Annotated in this window: 16 protein-coding genes; 8 read left to right on the forward strand and 8 right to left on the reverse strand. The window is 55.0% G+C overall.

The genetic code is table 11. The features are described 5' to 3' along the window. Nucleotides 1–70: 70 nt before the first annotated feature. Entirely contained in the window at nucleotides 71–1,369 is a 1,299-nt protein-coding gene (gene waaA, locus ED236_RS04750) for a lipid IV(A) 3-deoxy-D-manno-octulosonic acid transferase (RefSeq protein ID WP_123237114.1), read from the reverse strand. Between the two features lie 67 nt (nucleotides 1,370–1,436). Between waaA and ED236_RS12370 the strand changes: the two genes are divergently transcribed. From ED236_RS12370 to ED236_RS04775, 6 genes are all read left to right on the forward strand, one after another. After that, complete coding sequence (locus tag ED236_RS12370) at nucleotides 1,437–1,643, forward strand: hypothetical protein (protein WP_148042248.1); 207 nt, start codon at nucleotides 1,437–1,439, stop codon at nucleotides 1,641–1,643. Nucleotides 1,644–1,775: 132 nt separating this feature from the next. Further along, complete coding sequence (locus tag ED236_RS04755; protein ID WP_123236815.1) at nucleotides 1,776–3,929, forward strand: adenosylcobalamin-dependent ribonucleoside-diphosphate reductase; 2,154 nt, start codon at nucleotides 1,776–1,778, stop codon at nucleotides 3,927–3,929. Between the two features lie 110 nt (nucleotides 3,930–4,039). Continuing rightward, nucleotides 4,040–4,738 (forward strand): TSCPD domain-containing protein, encoded by a 699-nt coding sequence (locus ED236_RS04760; RefSeq protein ID WP_123236816.1) that lies wholly within the window; start codon nucleotides 4,040–4,042, stop codon nucleotides 4,736–4,738. A gap of 996 nt (nucleotides 4,739–5,734) precedes the next feature. Beyond that, nucleotides 5,735–6,001 carry a helix-turn-helix domain-containing protein gene (locus ED236_RS04765; RefSeq protein ID WP_123237115.1) on the forward strand — a complete coding sequence of 89 codons (267 nt, stop codon included), beginning with the start codon at nucleotides 5,735–5,737 and terminating at the stop codon, nucleotides 5,999–6,001. 34 nt (nucleotides 6,002–6,035) lie between these two features. Then, the gene (locus ED236_RS04770; protein WP_205125639.1) at nucleotides 6,036–7,235 is read left to right on the forward strand and encodes a site-specific DNA-methyltransferase; all 1,200 of its coding nucleotides are present in this window, start codon (nucleotides 6,036–6,038) and stop codon (nucleotides 7,233–7,235) included. Continuing rightward, on the forward strand, nucleotides 7,216–8,583 hold the full coding sequence (locus ED236_RS04775) for a DNA adenine methylase (RefSeq protein ID WP_162299581.1): 1,368 nt from the start codon (nucleotides 7,216–7,218) through the stop codon (nucleotides 8,581–8,583). The genes ED236_RS04770 and ED236_RS04775 overlap by 20 nt, the downstream gene beginning before the upstream one ends. Before the next feature lie 18 nt (nucleotides 8,584–8,601). Here the strand turns inward: ED236_RS04775 and ED236_RS04780 are convergent, their stop codons facing one another. From ED236_RS04780 to ED236_RS04790, 3 genes are all read right to left on the reverse strand, one after another. After that, the gene (locus ED236_RS04780; protein WP_148042249.1) at nucleotides 8,602–9,876 is read right to left on the reverse strand and encodes a phospholipase D family protein; all 1,275 of its coding nucleotides are present in this window, start codon (nucleotides 9,874–9,876) and stop codon (nucleotides 8,602–8,604) included. Nucleotides 9,877–10,115: 239 nt separating this feature from the next. Then, a complete protein-coding gene (gene pqqA / locus ED236_RS12725; RefSeq protein ID WP_081987173.1) occupies nucleotides 10,116–10,187 on the reverse strand; it encodes a pyrroloquinoline quinone precursor peptide PqqA in 72 nt (23 codons plus the stop codon). 216 nt (nucleotides 10,188–10,403) lie between these two features. After that, a complete protein-coding gene (locus ED236_RS04790; protein ID WP_123236819.1) occupies nucleotides 10,404–10,664 on the reverse strand; it encodes a KTSC domain-containing protein in 261 nt (86 codons plus the stop codon). Between the two features lie 422 nt (nucleotides 10,665–11,086). On the opposite strand from ED236_RS04790, the gene ED236_RS04795 reads away from it, so the two are divergent. Then, complete coding sequence (locus ED236_RS04795) at nucleotides 11,087–12,103, forward strand: trypsin-like peptidase domain-containing protein (protein ID WP_123236820.1); 1,017 nt, start codon at nucleotides 11,087–11,089, stop codon at nucleotides 12,101–12,103. A 126-nt stretch (nucleotides 12,104–12,229) separates the two neighbouring features. On the opposite strand, the gene ED236_RS04800 is transcribed toward ED236_RS04795, so the two are convergent. Then, nucleotides 12,230–12,484, reverse strand: coding sequence for a hypothetical protein (locus tag ED236_RS04800; RefSeq protein ID WP_148042250.1), 255 nt, complete (start codon nucleotides 12,482–12,484; stop codon nucleotides 12,230–12,232). Between the two features lie 43 nt (nucleotides 12,485–12,527). After that, the gene (locus ED236_RS04805; protein WP_123236822.1) at nucleotides 12,528–13,025 is read right to left on the reverse strand and encodes a cupin domain-containing protein; all 498 of its coding nucleotides are present in this window, start codon (nucleotides 13,023–13,025) and stop codon (nucleotides 12,528–12,530) included. 286 nt (nucleotides 13,026–13,311) lie between these two features. Between ED236_RS04805 and ED236_RS04810 the strand changes: the two genes are divergently transcribed. Continuing rightward, nucleotides 13,312–14,778, forward strand: a complete 1,467-nt coding sequence (locus tag ED236_RS04810) for a protein adenylyltransferase SelO (RefSeq protein ID WP_123236823.1) — start codon at nucleotides 13,312–13,314, stop codon at nucleotides 14,776–14,778. A gap of 86 nt (nucleotides 14,779–14,864) precedes the next feature. On the opposite strand, the gene ED236_RS04815 is transcribed toward ED236_RS04810, so the two are convergent. Both ED236_RS04815 and ED236_RS04820 read right to left on the reverse strand, forming a co-directional pair. Beyond that, complete coding sequence (locus tag ED236_RS04815) at nucleotides 14,865–15,851, reverse strand: catalase family peroxidase (protein WP_123237117.1); 987 nt, start codon at nucleotides 15,849–15,851, stop codon at nucleotides 14,865–14,867. Between the two features lie 159 nt (nucleotides 15,852–16,010). Continuing rightward, the gene (locus ED236_RS04820; RefSeq protein WP_123236824.1) at nucleotides 16,011–16,634 is read right to left on the reverse strand and encodes a TetR/AcrR family transcriptional regulator; all 624 of its coding nucleotides are present in this window, start codon (nucleotides 16,632–16,634) and stop codon (nucleotides 16,011–16,013) included. Between the last annotated feature and the right edge of the window lie 26 nt (nucleotides 16,635–16,660).

Genomic DNA, 16,660 nt, shown 5'->3' on the forward strand with positions numbered 1-16,660 from the left:
GCGATTGGTGCCTTGCGGCGCGAAATCGTTGAGCCGCGCCCTTCCTTGCGGCGCTCCATGGTTGAGCCGTTCAGGCGCTGTGCAGCGAAGCAGCCAGGCTGTTGACTATCACCGCTACAACGCGCGCTGTAGCGCCCCGGTTTTCCTGCGTGAACTTTAGCCCCGCCTGCGCCATGGCCTCGCGCTGCAGCGGATGCAGTAGCAGGTGTTGCAGTGCCTGTGCCAGTTGTTCCACCCCGTCCACCTGTTGCGCCGCACCACATTCCAGCGCCTGTGCGCTGGCCTGGGCGAAGTTGTAGCTGTGCGGGCCGATCAGCACCGGCTTGCCCATGGCGCAGGCCTCGATGAGGTTCTGACTGCCGTAGGGCAAGAGGCTGCCACCGATCAGGGTCAGGTCGCAGGCGCCATAATAAGTGAACATTTCGCCCATGCTGTCACCGAGCAGTACCTGAGTCTCTCTAGGCAATAGCGCGTCACCCAGCCCGGAACGGCGCGCATACCGTACACCACGGGCCTGCAGCAGGCTGGCCACTTCATCGAAACGCTGCGGGTGACGCGGCACGATCACCGTCAACAACTGCGCGATATTGGCTTCGGCAATGGCATCGAGGATCAGGGATTCCTCACCTTCACGCGTGCTGGCAGCCAGGAACACTGGCCGGTCAGCGCCTATCCGCTTGCGTAATGCCTGGCCGCTGGCCTCCGCATCGGCGGGCGGCGTCACATCGAATTTCAGGTTGCCAGTCACGGTCACCCTGCAGGCACCCAGCGCATGCAGACGCGCCGCATCGGCTTCGCTTTGTGCCGCAATGGCGTGCAGGCTTTGCAGGCCCTGCGCGGTCAGCCTTGCCAACTTGCCGTAACCGCGCGCCGAGCGCGCCGACAGCCTGGCGTTCACCAGCAGCAATGGGGTGTTGTGTGCCTTGCAGGCGGCGATCAGATTGAACCACAGCTCAGTCTCCATGATGAGGCCGAACTGCGGACGGAAGTGGTTGAGAAAGCGCCGCACCGCGCCCGGTGTGTCATAAGGCAGGTAACAACGCAGTACGCGTTCGCCGAACAGCTGTTCACCCGCCTCGCGGCCGGTCGGTGTGGCATGGGTGAGCAAAATCTGGTGTTGCGGGTAGCGTTGCTGCAACAGCGCGATGAGAGGCGCTGCGGCACGCGTCTCGCCCACCGAGACGCAGTGCAGCCAGATCAGGGGCGGGCGCTGCGATGAGTGGGGAGTCTGGTCTGGCTGACCGTAAAAGCCATAGCGCTCCGCCCAGTGCTGGCGGTATTCGGGCTGGCGCAGCCCGCGCCAGAGCAGCTTGAGCGGCGTCAGCGGCAGCAGGGCATAGATCAGCAAGGTGTAGAGCAAACGCGGCATGGCGGTATTCTCGCACACCTGTTTCGCTTGCGCGGCGCGGCAAGCGTTGCGATAGGAGCGTGACGCCATGAACACCAGCGTCAAAGCCGCCATTCGGCATGCTAAATATGCCCGGTGCATCTGCACGGAAAGCCATGCAAAGAATCGACGTTTGGTGCGCTGTGTTGCCAGCGTGTTTCGCCAGCCATTTTTGCCTGCAGAAAATATTTTTGACCCTATTGATTTTCGGGAATTGTGGAATGACAAGGCTTGCAGCGCGGTGTTGTATTTTTGAGACGGATTTTCAATAAGAATGCGCTTGACCGCCCCTACTAAATGAAATAACTTTGCATCCAATCACTACATATTGTGGTTTAAGCGGTAACCGCGACTAATTAAAACCCGCATCCATCAGGAGAGAAAACCCATGCTAAAGGCCGTCAAATCGAGCCCGGATCAAGCACCGGATCTGCAACAGGTTCCCGTGCAACCCGTATCACTGGATATCTGGGATAAGAAGTATCGTTTGAAGACCAAGCAGGGCGAATTCCTGGACCAGGACATGGACGGCACGTATCAGCGTGTGGCTCGTGCGCTGGCCGATGCCGAAGACAGCGACGAGAAGCGTGCCGTCTGGTATGACAAGTTCCTGTGGGCGCTGCGCCGTGGTGCCATCCCGGCTGGCCGCATCACCTCCAATGCTGGCGCGCAGGAGCACAAGCCTGCCACTTCCACCATCAACTGCACCGTGTCCGGCATCATCGAAGACAGCATGGACAACATCCTGGGCAAGGTACACGAAGCCGGCCTGACGCTGAAAGCCGGTTGCGGTATCGGCTACGAGTTCTCCACGCTGCGCCCCAAGGGTGCGTTCGTGGCAGGCGCAGGCGCTTACACCAGCGGCCCGCTGTCGTTCATGGATATCTACGACAAGATGTGCTTCACCGTGTCTTCTGCTGGTGGCCGTCGTGGTGCGCAAATGGCCACTTTCGACATCTCCCACCCGGACGTCACCGATTTCATCAAGGCCAAGCGCGAAGCCGGCCGCTTGCGTCAGTTCAACCTGTCCTGCCTGATCACCAAAGAGTTCATGGAAGCCGTGAAGGCCGAAGCCGACTGGAAGCTGGCCTTCCCGGTCAGCGCCAAGGAAGCCGAAGCCGATGGCCTGAACCTGGACGACAGCGAGCAGGTGGTCTGGCGCGAATGGCCGGTCAAGGGCAAATACGTCACGCGCGAATCCGACGGCAAGGTCGCCTGCCGTGTCTACAAGACCATCAAGGCGCGCCGCCTGTGGGACGTGATCATGTCGTCCACCTACGATTTCGCCGAGCCCGGCTTCATCCTGATCGACCGCGTCAACGAGATGAACAACAACTGGTTCTGCGAGAACATCCGCGCCACCAACCCGTGTGGTGAGCAACCACTGCCACCCTATGGCGCCTGCCTGCTGGGTTCGGTCAACCTCACCAAGTTCGTCAAGGCCCCGTTCACCGACAAGGCCTATTTCGACTGGGACGAATACCGCGATGTGGTCGCCATCTTCACGCGCATGCTGGACAACGTGGTAGAAGTGAACGGCCTGCCTTTGCCCGAGCAACAAGCCGAGATCATGCGCAAGCGCCGTCACGGCATGGGCTATCTGGGCTTAGGGTCAACGCTCACCATGCTGAAGATGAAGTACGGCGAAGCCGACTCCATCAAGTTCACCGAAGAAGTCACCCGCATCATGGCTGAAGTGGGCTGGGAGATCGGCGTGCAGCTGGCCGATGAAAAAGGCCCTGCGCCCATCATGGAAGAAGAGTTCATCGTCACCGGTGACATGCTGGCCAAGCGCCCGGAGATGCTCAAAGACGGCATCAAACTGGGTGCCAAGGTCAAGGGCAAGGTGCTGCTGGGCCTGTATAGCCGCTACATGCAGCAGTTCCCGGAGGCGCTGCGCAAGGAGATCGCCAAAAAAGGCGTGCGTTTCACGCATCACAGCTCCATCGCACCGACCGGCACCATCTCGCTATCGCTGGCTAACAACGCCAGCAACGGCATCGAGCCATCCTTCGCGCACCACTACAGCCGCAACGTGATTCGCGAAGGCAAGAAGTCCAAAGAGAAAGTGGACGTGTTCTCCTACGAGCTGCTGGCCTACCGCGAGCTTATCAACGCCAAGGCCATGCCGTTCGGCACCTCGGAAGAAGAAAAGCTGCCGGATTACTTCCTCGACTCCTCCACCATACAGGCCAAAGCGCACGTGGATATCCAGGCGGCAGCACAGAAGTGGATCGACAGTTCCATCTCCAAGACCATCAACGTGCCGACCGATTACGACTTTGAGGACTTCAAGAACATCTACCTGTACGCCTACGACAAGGGCCTGAAGGGCTGCACCACCTTCCGTTTCAACCCTGAAGCGTTCCAGGGCGTGCTGGTGACCGAGAAGGATCTGGAGAACACCACCTACAAGTTCACCCTGGACGACGGCAGCGAGATCGAGGTCAAGGGTAATGAAGAGATCGAATACGACGGCGAGATCCACTCAGCAGCGAATCTGTACGACGCGCTGAAAGAGGGCTACTACGGCAAGTTTTAAGAACTGTGAAACGTGATGCCGCTATGCGGCTCGTGAAAGGTGAAACGTAGGGTGGTTCATACATTTCACTTTTCCCCTTTCACATTTCACGTTCGACTAAGGAGAACACAATGGCAATCAAGATCGAAAAGAAAATCACCGGTTACAACGTGGTGACAGAAGAAGACAAAGCCAAGGCCGCGGCCGAAGCACACGCTGCGGCGCAAAAATCCGCTGAAGTGGTGCAAATGGGCGAGCCGCTGAGCCGTCCGGAAAAACTGGTCGGCAACACCTACAAGATCAAGACCCCGGTCACCGAACACGCGCTGTACATCACCATCAACGACATCGTGATGCACGAAGGCACGCCGCAGGAACACCGCCGCCCGTTCGAAGTGTTCATCAACTCCAAAAACATGGAACACTTCCAGTGGATCGTGGCGCTCACCCGCGTCATGTCCGCCGTGTTCCGCAAGGGTGGCGATGTCACCTTCCTGGTGGAAGAACTGCACAGTGTGTTCGACCCCAGCGGTGGTTATTTTAAAAAGGGCGGCAAATACATCCCCAGCCTGGTGGCTGAGATCGGCGAAGTGCTGGAACAGCACCTGCAAGAGATCGGCATGCTGAAAAAGTCCGGCCCGGACGAACACCAGAAAAAGCTCATCGAAGAAAAGAAGACCGAATACCTGCAAAAGCACGCAGACGAGCCAGTGAACGAAGAAGGCTTCCCCAAGGGTGCGCAGCTATGTAACAAGTGCCACACCAAGGCCAGTATCGTGATGGACGGGTGTTTGACGTGTTTGAATTGTGGGGAAAGTAAGTGCGGTTGATTTTTAAAACGGGCGAGAGCCCCTTTTGTTCTTGACACCATAAGTTGCAGGTTTTACAGCATAAGCTGCAACTTTTAACACCATAAGTTGCAAGTAATTAAAAGCCCGCACATGCGGGCTTTTGTCTGTGCTCAACGACCGTTATCGACTTAAGCGGACGGTCAGTTTGAAGCTGCTGAATGAGACAACTGACGCTTAATTCTTTAAGGAGCCTTACGCAAAAAGAACTCATTGCCCTGTGCAAGGAGTTACAGCTTGAAGTGCTGAATTGGCATGGCGATGGGCAATCGGCAGAAGGCTGCCTTATTGAGCGGCGGCAAGCCATGTTGCTGGGTATTCACTGCGATGCATCGTCAAGACTGCTAGCTGCGTGAGGAGGCCTTGAATGCGGAAAAAACAAACGGCCGCTTCAGCGGCCGTTGCATGCGAGGTTCTCTCGGTGCTTTCGCACCTAGCCACTCCAGGTGGCACCCGGCTGCCCGGGCGGCGCTACGTTTTTTCACCCGCTTAACGCAACTTTTACCCCGCCAATCTTACATTGGCTGTTCACTTTTTGGAATGTTCACGTGACGTGAACATTCCGTCATATTGAACAGAAAGTGCGGTTCCTCCTTTGATCTGTCGGCATGGCTATGACTGTCCCCAGATCACCATTTATACCTTCTGGGATTTTCGCGTCATTGATGGTGCAAGAGGTCTGGTAAACCGTTTCGTTGCTGTGATTCGCCAGACACACGTTCTGTGAGGACATTGCCATGGTCGGCCAAAAGCCAAAATACTAACCATGGCTGTTAAGAAAAATAGTGCCGATATGTCGGAGAGCATGCATTTGTTACTTAAATGTATTATTTATACATAAATATGTATTATTAGAATGCGAATGTTGACATAATTATATCTAAAAAAGATTTATATATATCAATAAAAGACATATTCTTTGCATTAATGCGATAACGTGGTTTAATTGGTGCTTGGAAACTGTTGCCGGGATTTTCAGTGGAGCTAAAAGACCTGATACGCGGTACGCATCATCTAATTGAGGCAAAAGAAAAAAAGCGTATTACTCAAGTCGACATGGCCCATCGTATTGGTGTGGGGCACCGCACCTATTTGGAGTATCAACGGGGAACTAACGCCCCTTTGGCCATGAAAGCACTATTGAATCTGCTGAATTTGCTGGAAAACGACGAGATTGTGAAGGTGGTACGCGAATGGAAAGAAGCTGCAGGTCAGTCCAATGTGGAAAGCAGCGATTCACCATAGCTCTGCAGACGGGACTTAAATGGTGAGAGATGACATGAATCTGGATAACGCCTCCGAAGCCATTTTGGCGATACATAACCCGATGGGAGTTTCGACTGGCCCTCGTGATCAATTTGACAAGGCAATAAAACGCGTAGAAAAGTGGTCTGCTGGCATTGAGGGGACAGGGAATGCGCTAATCCACGGAGATAATTTAACAGCGCTTCGACTGCTAGCCAGAACGCACGCTGGCTCTGTGAAATGTGCGTACCTCGACCCTCCGTACAATAACGGTGAAAGCTACCAGCATTATTTCGACAGTATGAGTCACGATGAGTGGCTGGAAGCAGTCACTACCCGCTTACAACAGATCAGAGCCCTGCTCCGCGAAGATGGTAGTGTCTGGATATCCATTGATGATTCCGAGCTTCACTATCTTAAAGTTTCCGCTGATGAAGTATTCGGGCGAAACAATTTTGTAGGCACGATCATTTGGGAGCGCAGGACGACACGGGAAAACCGCAAAGTGCTCTCGAGAAACCATGAGTATCTTCTCGTCTATGCAAAAAATATAGAGGCATGGTCGAGGGTACGTAATTCATTGCCACTCACGCAGGATGTGAAGAAACGTTACAAGAATCTAGATTCCGATCCCCGTGGCCCATGGCAGTCCGTATCCGCTAATGTCCAAGAAGGACATGCAACCCCACAGCAATATTATGCACTTCGTGCGCCCAATGGACGGGTCCACCATCCTCCTAAAGGGCGGTGCTGGGTATATAGCGAACCAAAAATGCTCGAAGAAATCGTGAAAAACAATGTTTGGTTTGGCAAAGACGGTAACGCTGTCCCACGCTTAAAGCGTTTCTTGACTGATCGTAAAAAAGGGCTGACCCCCGAAACTCTATGGCGTGCAGATGAGGTTGGGACAACGAGTACAGCCAAGAAACACCTCCTGGAGTTGTTCAAGGAGACCTCCCTATTCGACACTCCAAAACCCGAACAATTGATTTATCGCATCCTACAAATCAGTACTCACCCGGGTGATTTGGTGCTTGACCCCTATCTTGGTTCCGGAACCACTGCGGCAGTAGCCCACAAGATGAGCAGAGGCTATATAGGCATAGAAGTCGGTGCGCATATCAAGACACACTGTGTAGAGAGATTGCAGCAAGTTGTCGGCGGGGAAAAAGGTGGTATATCCAAACTGATTGGGTGGCAAGGTGGCGGCGGTTTTGACTTCTATCGACTATAGAGAACAAGTAGAGCAACAGGCAGACCTTTTTCGCCCCATCTATTATCTGGGATGCAAAAATAGCTTTACATCAGCCATTCAGGCAGCAATCGACGACGTAGATCCTAGCGGCGGTCGACTGCTTGACTTGTTTGCTGGTACGGGCTCTGTTGGGGCGGCGTTAGGGTGTCGTCGCGAAGTGACGACAGTCGATGTGCAGGAATACTCTCGTGTCCTATGCTCGGCGGTTTTAAGTCCATCAGCTTTGTCGCAGGCCGAGATAACAAACATCGTTGCTCGTGCCGCATCAAATGAAACTACGAAACAGGTGCTATGGTGTCTCCAGCCACTACTTGACCATGAACGAGAGTGTATTCGCGAAGCTATCATGGGCGACTTCAGTGAGCTCGTCGAATTACTGGAATCTCCCCCATTAGCGGTGCACTCCATCCCCGAATTTGCCGCTCCTTCTACCCGTCTTGGCGACGCTGCTCATGAGGCTATACATAGATTGCACGGGAAAGGATTGTGGCAATCGGCAGAAACTACGGTGTCTCGGTACTTTGGAGGCTTATATTTTTCGTTTATTCAGGCCGCCATGCTTGATGCACTTTTATCTGTTGCCAATTCCTCTGATGAACAATGTCGTGACACATTAACTGCAGCCGCTCTCGGGACTGCAAGTCAACTTGTAAATACCGTAGGGAAACAGTTCGCTCAGCCAATTCAACCAAAAAACAAATCTGGCGCCGTGAAGCCCGGACTTGTGAAAGTTGTTCAGCGTGATCGTTCGCTAGATACATTGCAACTGTATCGGACATGGTTGGATCGGTACGCCAGGTTGCCAAGCGCAAGAGGCAAGTCACAAGCCATTCGCCAAGATTACCTTGCCGCAATTGGTCAGAACGCTTCCAATTGCACCGTGGCATATGCTGATCCGCCCTATACAAGAGATCATTACAGTCGCTTTTATCATGTCCTTGAAACTATGTGCCTTCGAGACAATCCGGCTATCACGAAGGTAATGAAGGACAGTAAACGCGTCCCTAGTCGTGGCGCGTATCGAGAGGACCGCCACCAATCAGCATTTTGTATTCGATCCGCTGCACCCGCAGCCTTTGATGCGCTTTTCAAAGCGACACGGGAACATGATCTACCTTTGGTGCTCTCATATTCACCCCATGAAACTGGGGATGGGACGCATCCTCGGGTGGTGTCTATGAACCAGATAGTCGAACTGGCACACGCCCACTATGATCGAGTCGAAGTTTGCACTGTCGACGGGGTGACTCACAACAAACTCAACAGTAGCGAGCTGACCTTAAAGACTCGCGACCAAGCAGAAATACTTCTCAAGTGTTTCCGCTAAGAGTTTGTCGTGAAGCGATTAAGGTTCTGGCGTAAGCAGCTCAACAGGAAGCAAGTTGGGAGGCGCATCGGGCCATGCAGCACGCAAATTCTCCGGCAAGATACGCCTCTCTCTCATCAAGCGCCGGTGTCCATGGGGCGGAATTGGTCCCAACAGTTCAGAGACGAAGGTGTAGTCGGCAGATGTGACAGGAACTATGGTGTAGCGGAAAGAGCGGCGATCAAGTTTGGTAGCAACCAGAATCATCCGGCTATCATCAGCACCAACCTTGTATTCCAAGTCGGCTATAGCGTGTAACTCAAGGCGGTAGTTCTGGCTCTGATTCACAAACAAGCGAATTGATTCGACAGGTCCAAGTACATCATCCCTTGAAACATGCTGCACAAAGACATTTTTCGCTACCCCTTCATAACCAAAGAACTCCATTAACGCACTTTTTCCCACGTCGGCTTGGCCTGTTCGGTTAACGGGTATTTCTCGCACCAATACCTCTGGCGTACCTAGATCCACACCATCAACGAGGGTTGCATGGATCGCTGGGGCTGCTGGAGCTGGAACGCCGGCTGCTGGAGCTGGAGGAGCCGCAGCGATAGTGGAGGAGAAACGTACGCGCCCGTTAGCCATTGCTTGTTCGCGAACCTTTTCATCATCGAGCGAAAGTAGCCTTCCGGTTTCCTGCTGTGCTGATAGCCAATTATCGATCTCTAATTGGGCAGCTTCTGCATCCGCCCCTGATAGATTCTGTACGCTGAAAGCTTCCCAATTACCAGGAGGGGGAGTGTCCATACTAACTTGACCCAGACCACGTCGTGTCAAATTCCCCGAACCAGTAACTAGACGGAGATTGTTTCCCTGCCAAAACCACGAGAATTTCGGATGGAAAGTGCTATTTGGGTGATTGTGAAAAAAAACATTAACCGCCAACAATGCAGGATACGAGGCTACTCTTTCACTGAGGCATAGCAACGCTTCGGCATTGGTTATTGCATCGATACCGACGATCAAATGGAAGTGCCGACCAGCAGCAAGCATGTTGGCAATGTTGGGGCTGTCGAAGAGCGCATCAATCCCCCCTTTTGAAGCAAACGCAAAAACCCCGCCACCTTTGTCCGCATTGACTGCAGCGTTGTCAATTGCATGCAGAAGTTTTGCAGTTCCAGGTTGCTGAAACACGAATGCCATTTGGTTCTTCCCGATCGTAAATTGGCTGGGATTGATTCTAAGCCAATGGATTCGGTGTTGAAAAGCAGCGCCAACTGGATTACTGGATGTTTTTAAGAAGACGAGCTGCAAGTTATACGTACATTGTGTAAATAAACTTGCACCTTTTGGAGTAGTACAGTTGTGCTTTATGTTGATACTGCCACTTGTAAATAACTTCACCTGCTACAGAAGAGGCTGCAAGTTATGGTGTCAAGAACATTTATTTTGTTGTCGGTAGCCAAACAGCTTTAGTAACCTTTGCACAAATAAAAACGGCGCACTAGGCGCCGTTTTTATTTGAATGCGTATCGACTAGTCGATAGATCGACTTAGCGATTGCAAACGTACATCGTGACTTCGAAACCGAAACGCATTTCAGTAGCAGCTGGCTTGGTCCACATGATGTATCTCCTTTGTTTGGTTGATCAAATAAGCAATGATTGCTTGTTTGTATGATTCACATCATACCCACACGTTCCGTTTCCACCCTGCTGCCCACCATGAGATACGGCTACGGATTTTCATGAATCGCCTTAAGCCTGCTCCACAGCAGCCTGCCCTGTCGTCAGCCTCACGCCCCGACGCTTAACCTTGCCGTGCCAGCGCATTTTGCCTGGCTATGAACCGAACAGCTCGTCCAGCGGGTTCTTGCCACCGGAGGGTTTGGTCGAGACGCGCTGCGCGGTGAATTCGTCTTCGATGTTGTCGCGGTAATAGCTCCACTGCGCGCTGGCACTTTTCAAGTTGCGCCACAGGCTGTCGCTCACACCTGCATATTCCAGCGCGCTGCCGTCCTCCAGCTCTACGCGCAAGGTGCGGGTTTGCGGCTGGTAGCCGATGGCGCGCAGTTTGCCTGCGCTGACTTTGATCATGTCCATATTGGCGTGTGCTCCTGCGCAACTTGGCCAGCACTGCTGAACAGCTGCTGGCACAGCATCAGTTGGTCAGTGTCAAACCGTGCTCTCGCTCGTTGTTGAGCTACTCGCTTGCTTATTAGCAATTCCCCTTCTTTTCCTGACCCGGTGGGCAGCCATGCGGGTGTGGTTTATAGAAACAGGCGGTGTTCATCACACTGAATAAGCTCAGAACTAGCAGCAAAACAACACTCTTTTTCATCAAAAGCCTCCTGAACCAGCGGGTTAACATCAAGAAAACTGCGCGATTGCCGATTCTACATCGACTGGGCCGGTTTATCCGCTTGCATGACAAGTGGCATATCCGTTGCTTAGGTACTACTGAACGTTCAGATATTTCGATCTATGAGGTGTAACCAGATTGCTTGAGTAAACAGGAGGCAAACATGACACGGCTTGTTCTTGCGTTATTGTTGTTGAGTCAGGTACTTCCGGCAGCCGCGCTGCCCACCGATGAACTGCTGCAAAAAGCCAACGCCATGGTGGTGCGGGTGCAGGTTGGCCTTGCGAATGGCGGCATGGGCGTGGGTTCCGGGGTGGTGGTGGCCAAGGATGAGGTGGTGACCAACTGCCATGTGGTGGCTAATGCCGGCAACATCCGTGTACTCAATAGTGGTGTTGTGTATGTGGCCAAAACCACCAAGGCGGATTGGCATCATGACCTGTGCCTGCTCAAGGTGGAGGGTCTCAATGCGCCAGTGGCCAGCATCGGTTCCAGCAAAGCCCTTAAATATCAGCAACCGGTCTTTGCGACAGGCTTCCCCAATTTCTCCATGATCGCATGCACCAGTTTTGGGCATGTTCAGGCACTCTATTCCATGGAAGACAGTGTCATCGTCCGTGCTTCGGCCACCTTCAGGCTGGGCGATAGTGGTGGTGGCTTGTTTGACGATGCAGGAAATCTGGTGGGCGTGATCACCCTGAAAAGCCCAGGACGCAACGCCTATTACTACTTCATGCCGGTGGAGTGGATACAGGCGCTGATGCAGCAGCCAGCACAGGCCAGCTTTAGTGAGCCGCACAAGGTGGCGTTCTGGGCGGAATCGTTCGATAAATGGCCAGCTTTCATGCGCGTGGTGCAGCCTTACCTCACTGAGGACTGGCAGGCGCTGGAAGTGATCGCACAGCAATGGACCGTAAACGAGCCGGAAAACGCCGAGGCCTGGTTCTATCTGGCGGCCGCGGCCTATGGCAAGCATGAAAGTCAGGTGGCGGAACAGCATCTGGCGCGCGTGGTGGCACTAAACGATCAGCATACCCAGGCCTTGTATTATCTGGGGCTGATCGCAGATGAAGGCGGCAAGCGTAACGAGGCACTTAGTCGGGTGGCCATGCTGAACAGCCTGGACGCGCCCATGGCGGACCGCCTCAAACTGGCCATGGGCATCAAGCCCGAGCAGTAAGACAGCAAGTAGTAAGGCCTTAAACAGTGAGGCCGGGCATACCGCTTATGCTGCGCTGATACAGCTCAGGTCGATAAAACGGCGGTTGCCCCACCTCTTGCAACGAGGTGCTGGCAGCACGCCACATCACTGATTGCTGACCACCAACCAATTCGACTGCCGGTATTGGGCAGATTTTTCTGATTGGCACACATCGCGCTCGGCCAGCACCTTGGCGATATTCCTGTTTCTATCCACGTTGATGATGCCCGCCAATGGCGAGGTGAGCTGGTCTGGGAACAGGGAGATGCCTGCGGTTTCTGGCGTCGGCGGTTTGGGTTGTTCCGCATCGCATGCGCCAAGCAACAGAGTGGATAACATCAGGGCGCTGAGTCTTATCATGGTGCCTCCTGGTCGGCGCTGCTGGTCAGCTTTGACCGTGCGCTTATGGTTTGCTGTTACGCGGATCATCTGCGGGGTTGATGTAGCTGATGTCCCACGGGCCGGTGGCGATCAACTCGACGATGGTTTCCTCGTCCGTGGTCCATACATAATGCGAATGGCCAGCCGGTAATACAAAGCTGTCACCCGCATTGAGCACCTCACCATTGCTGGTGTCGAACGTTTCGCCCATGCCGTTACCCAGTTTGCCGCTCAGCACGGTGATGACCTCCGTGAACGGGTGGGTGTGTGCCGGGATGGGGTAATTGGGTGGGAATTTCAGGCGTACGATGAACACCCCCGCTTTGGTCGGGTCACCTACCAGCAGAGCGCTTTGAGCACCCGGCGGCAGGATGGCTTCATCCTGCCAATTGAGCGTGGCAGAGCTGAACGACTCCATCTTGTCCGAGTGCATGCGGTCTATCTTGTCGCCAGCCTTATCCCCGCTGCAGGCGCTGATAGCACCAGCCAGTAGTGCGGCTGTGATCCATGTGTTCTTCATGAGTAACTCCCTTATCTTGAAAATGGTTAAGCACTGCGTTTCATATTCAGCCTGGTAATGATGTGTTACATCACCTGGCTTAACGGTGCCTAAAACCATGAAAGCCCACTCAGGAAATTAATGAATAAGGTGTAATTGAATAGCTTTTTTGGAGTGAGCATTGACGGGTTTCCTGAGGCCACTGCTGGCTGATACGCTGCCTAGGCGGCTGCAGAGCGTGGCAGGTTCAGCATAGGCTTTCTGTAACTCATGACGTCCCGGCTGCTTCACGGTACAGTGCTGGTCTATGTCTGAACAACAATTTTCATCTATCGGCTGGCGTTTCGACACCAGTTACACCCAGCTGCCTGCGCCGTTCCATGTGCGTGAAAGCGCCACACGGGCACGCGATCCGCATCTGGTCATTTTCAACCATGCGCTGGCAGAGCAGCTGGGTTTGAACTCGGCAGCGTTGACTGACACAGCCGCCGCGCAGTTGTTCTCCGGCAATCAGGTGCCCGAGGGGGCGAGGCCACTCGCGCAGGCTTATGCGGGGCATCAGTTCGGTGGTTTCAGCATGCTGGGCGATGGCCGTGCCTTGTTGCTGGGTGAGCACATCACGCCGCAGGGCACGCGTGTCGATATCCAGCTGAAGGGCTCAGGCGTGACGCCGTACTCGCGTCGTGGTGACGGTCGGGCGGCATTGGGGCCGATGTTGCGCGAGTACATCATCAGCGAGGCCATGCATGCGCTGGGCATTCCCACCACGCGCAGCCTGGCAGTGGTGACTACAGGCGAGCCGGTCTACCGCGAGACCCCATTGCCGGGTGCGGTGCTGACGCGGGTGGCAGCCAGCCACATTCGTGTGGGTACATTCCAGTATGCCTATGTGCTGGAGGACCCGGTGGCATTGAAGGCACTGGCGGATTACACCATACAGCGCCATTACCCGGAGGCCGCTCTGGCCGACAACCCGTACCTGGCCTTCCTTAATGCGGTCTGTGCGGCCCAAGCTGCGCTGGTGGCCAAATGGATGCAGGTGGGCTTCATCCATGGCGTGATGAACACCGACAACATGGCGATCAGCGGCGAGACCATAGACTACGGCCCGTGTGCATTCATGGACCGTTATGCGCCTGCCACAGTGTTCAGTTCCATCGACCGGCAGGGCCGTTATGCCTACAGTAACCAGCCGCCCATCGCGCAGTGGAATCTGGCGCGGTTCGCCGAGACATTGCTGCCCTTGCTGCATGAAGATAAAGCCATCGCCATCCGCCTGGCGGAATCGGCGGTGTATGCCTACCCTGAGCAATACCAGCAGTCCTGGCTGGCTGGCATGCGGCGAAAACTTGGCTTGCTGGATGAGGCGGAGGATGACGCGGCGCTGGTTGAGGATCTGCTCACCTGCATGCAGAACCACGGCATGGATTTCACCAACAGCTTCCGTCGCCTGAGCATAGAGCAGACTTTGCCGAATGCCGACGCGGCGGACGTGCAAAACTGGCTCAAGCGCTGGCAACAGCGTGTGCGGCGACAGACAGCCACTCCGGAGGATGTGAGCACTAGCATGCGTGCCGCCAACCCGGCAGTCATTGCGCGGAATCATCAGGTGGAAGCAGCGCTGGATGCCGCCACCGACCATGGCGACCTCGGGCCTTTGCACCAGTTGCTGGCGGTGCTTGCCAAGCCGTTCGAAGAAACGCCGGAGAACCTGGCTTACCGTAGCCCGGCCCCGCCTTCGGATGAGGTATACCAGACCTTCTGCGGCACCTGATTTTTGCAGAGTACGCGCTCACTGAGCATGAAAAAGCCCCTGCAACATCGCAGGGGCTTTTGTTTTGAGTGTGAAGTAGTAGCGGCTTACTTCAGGCGACGGCCAAAGCTCACCGCATACGCGCCAGGGCGCGCCAGCAGGATAGGGTCTTCCGAGGCCTCAATGCCATCGGTCAGCATCAGCGGGTTGAACATGGTCTGTTTTTCAAACGCAGTGCCTTGCGGGTGCACGTTGCGTACGCTCAGTGTGCCCAGTTCGACCACTTTGCGCGTCGCTGGCCAGGTTTGCGTGGCGTCATTGATGGCGTCGCCAGCCTCGGCCAGTTGTACCGCGATGCGGTACTGCACCGCGCCTTGCTTGAGGCGGGCCGGCAATTCATTCATCAGGTAATCAGGGTCCGCCTTGTCTGCGTCCGCTTTATCCAGATAGGCAGCGCCGGCCACTGGGGCTATCAGGTAGCGCCCATAGTTCACCTCACCCTTGGCGTTGATGAATTTGAAAGCATTCACGCCAAAGAAGGGCTGCGTGCCGAAGCTCACGGGTGGCAGCTTGGGGGTGGTCACGAACTTGAGCGCTGCCGGGTGTGTGGCCAGGAACTGTTCCACCGGGCTGGGTTTCGCATCGCCACCGCTTGCCGCAACGGCGTTCAGCAAGCCGAGAAAATCTTCTGGCGTGGCGGCTGGGAAGCCGTTCACAGAGATGACCACGATGTCGGTATAGCTTTCATCGGGCAGGCCAAAGCGGATGGCCATGCCCTTGGGGAAGCTGTTGCCGTTGGCATCCGGGATATTGGGTACACCGGTGGCATTGGAGAAGCGCACCGTAACGGGTACGGATTTGGCAGTGAAATGCGCGGCTTTGGAGACGCTGCTGGCGCTTGCTGCCGGGACGAAATCACCCTGCACCACCAAGCCTTTGGCATGGTTGGCGCGGAAGTCGGCATGCGGGCCGCCGGACAGTTTGGTCAGGGTATCGACCAGTTGTTCGGTGACGGGTTTGTCAGCTTCTGCGTAGACGTTGGCGCTGAGCGAGAAGCTCAGTGCCACCAATAATGCGATGCGCGTTTTGTTCATGATGGCCATTCCTCAAGTTGAAAATAATTTAAGAATCCGCTGTTACAAGTTCGCGATCAGGCGGCTACGCAAACGGGTCAATTGCTCATTGAGTGACTGTAGCTCCTGTAGCGTACAGCCGGTTTTTGCAGCGATCTGCACGGGCAACCGCACTGCCTGCTAACGCGATGGCCATAGTTGCAGCACCACACGCACCAGTGCCTGTAACTCTTCGCGGCTAGCGCCGCTACTGGCCTGCACGGACATGCCCTGGTGTATGGCCGCCACATAACGTGCCAGATCTGCGGGTACGGCATCGGCAGGTAGGTCGCCTTCCGCTTGCGCGCGTTCAAAGCGTTGTTGTAGCAACTGTCGCATACGATGGCGATAGCGGGTCAATTCCTCACGTATCTCGGTACATGCGGCGCCACATGCCAATGCGGTTTGCACGATCATACAGCCCGGCGGGTGGCTGGTGTCGGTGAGCATGGCCGCTGCCGCGTTCAGTAACTGATCGACCACTTGCCTGGCGCTGGTCGCTTCAAGCGCTTTACGGATGAACGTGCCTGTCCTGGCCGTATAGGCATGCAAGGCATGGCGGAACAATTCTTCCTTATTGCCGAATGCGGCGTAGATGCTGGGCTTGTTCATGTTCATGGCAGCCGTCAACTCAGCCATGGAGGCGCCTTCATAACCGTGTGACCAGAACACCAGCAACGCCTGTTGCAAGGCGGCTTCGCGGTCGAATGCAGCAGGTCTTCCGCGTGGGCGGGGTGGGGCGTCGGTGCTGTTGGTGGTGGTCATGGTAGTGCTCTTGGCTGAATTGATAT

The organism is Pseudomethylobacillus aquaticus, assembly GCF_003730115.1.
GTDB classification, from domain to species: domain Bacteria; phylum Pseudomonadota; class Gammaproteobacteria; order Burkholderiales; family Methylophilaceae; genus Pseudomethylobacillus; species Pseudomethylobacillus aquaticus.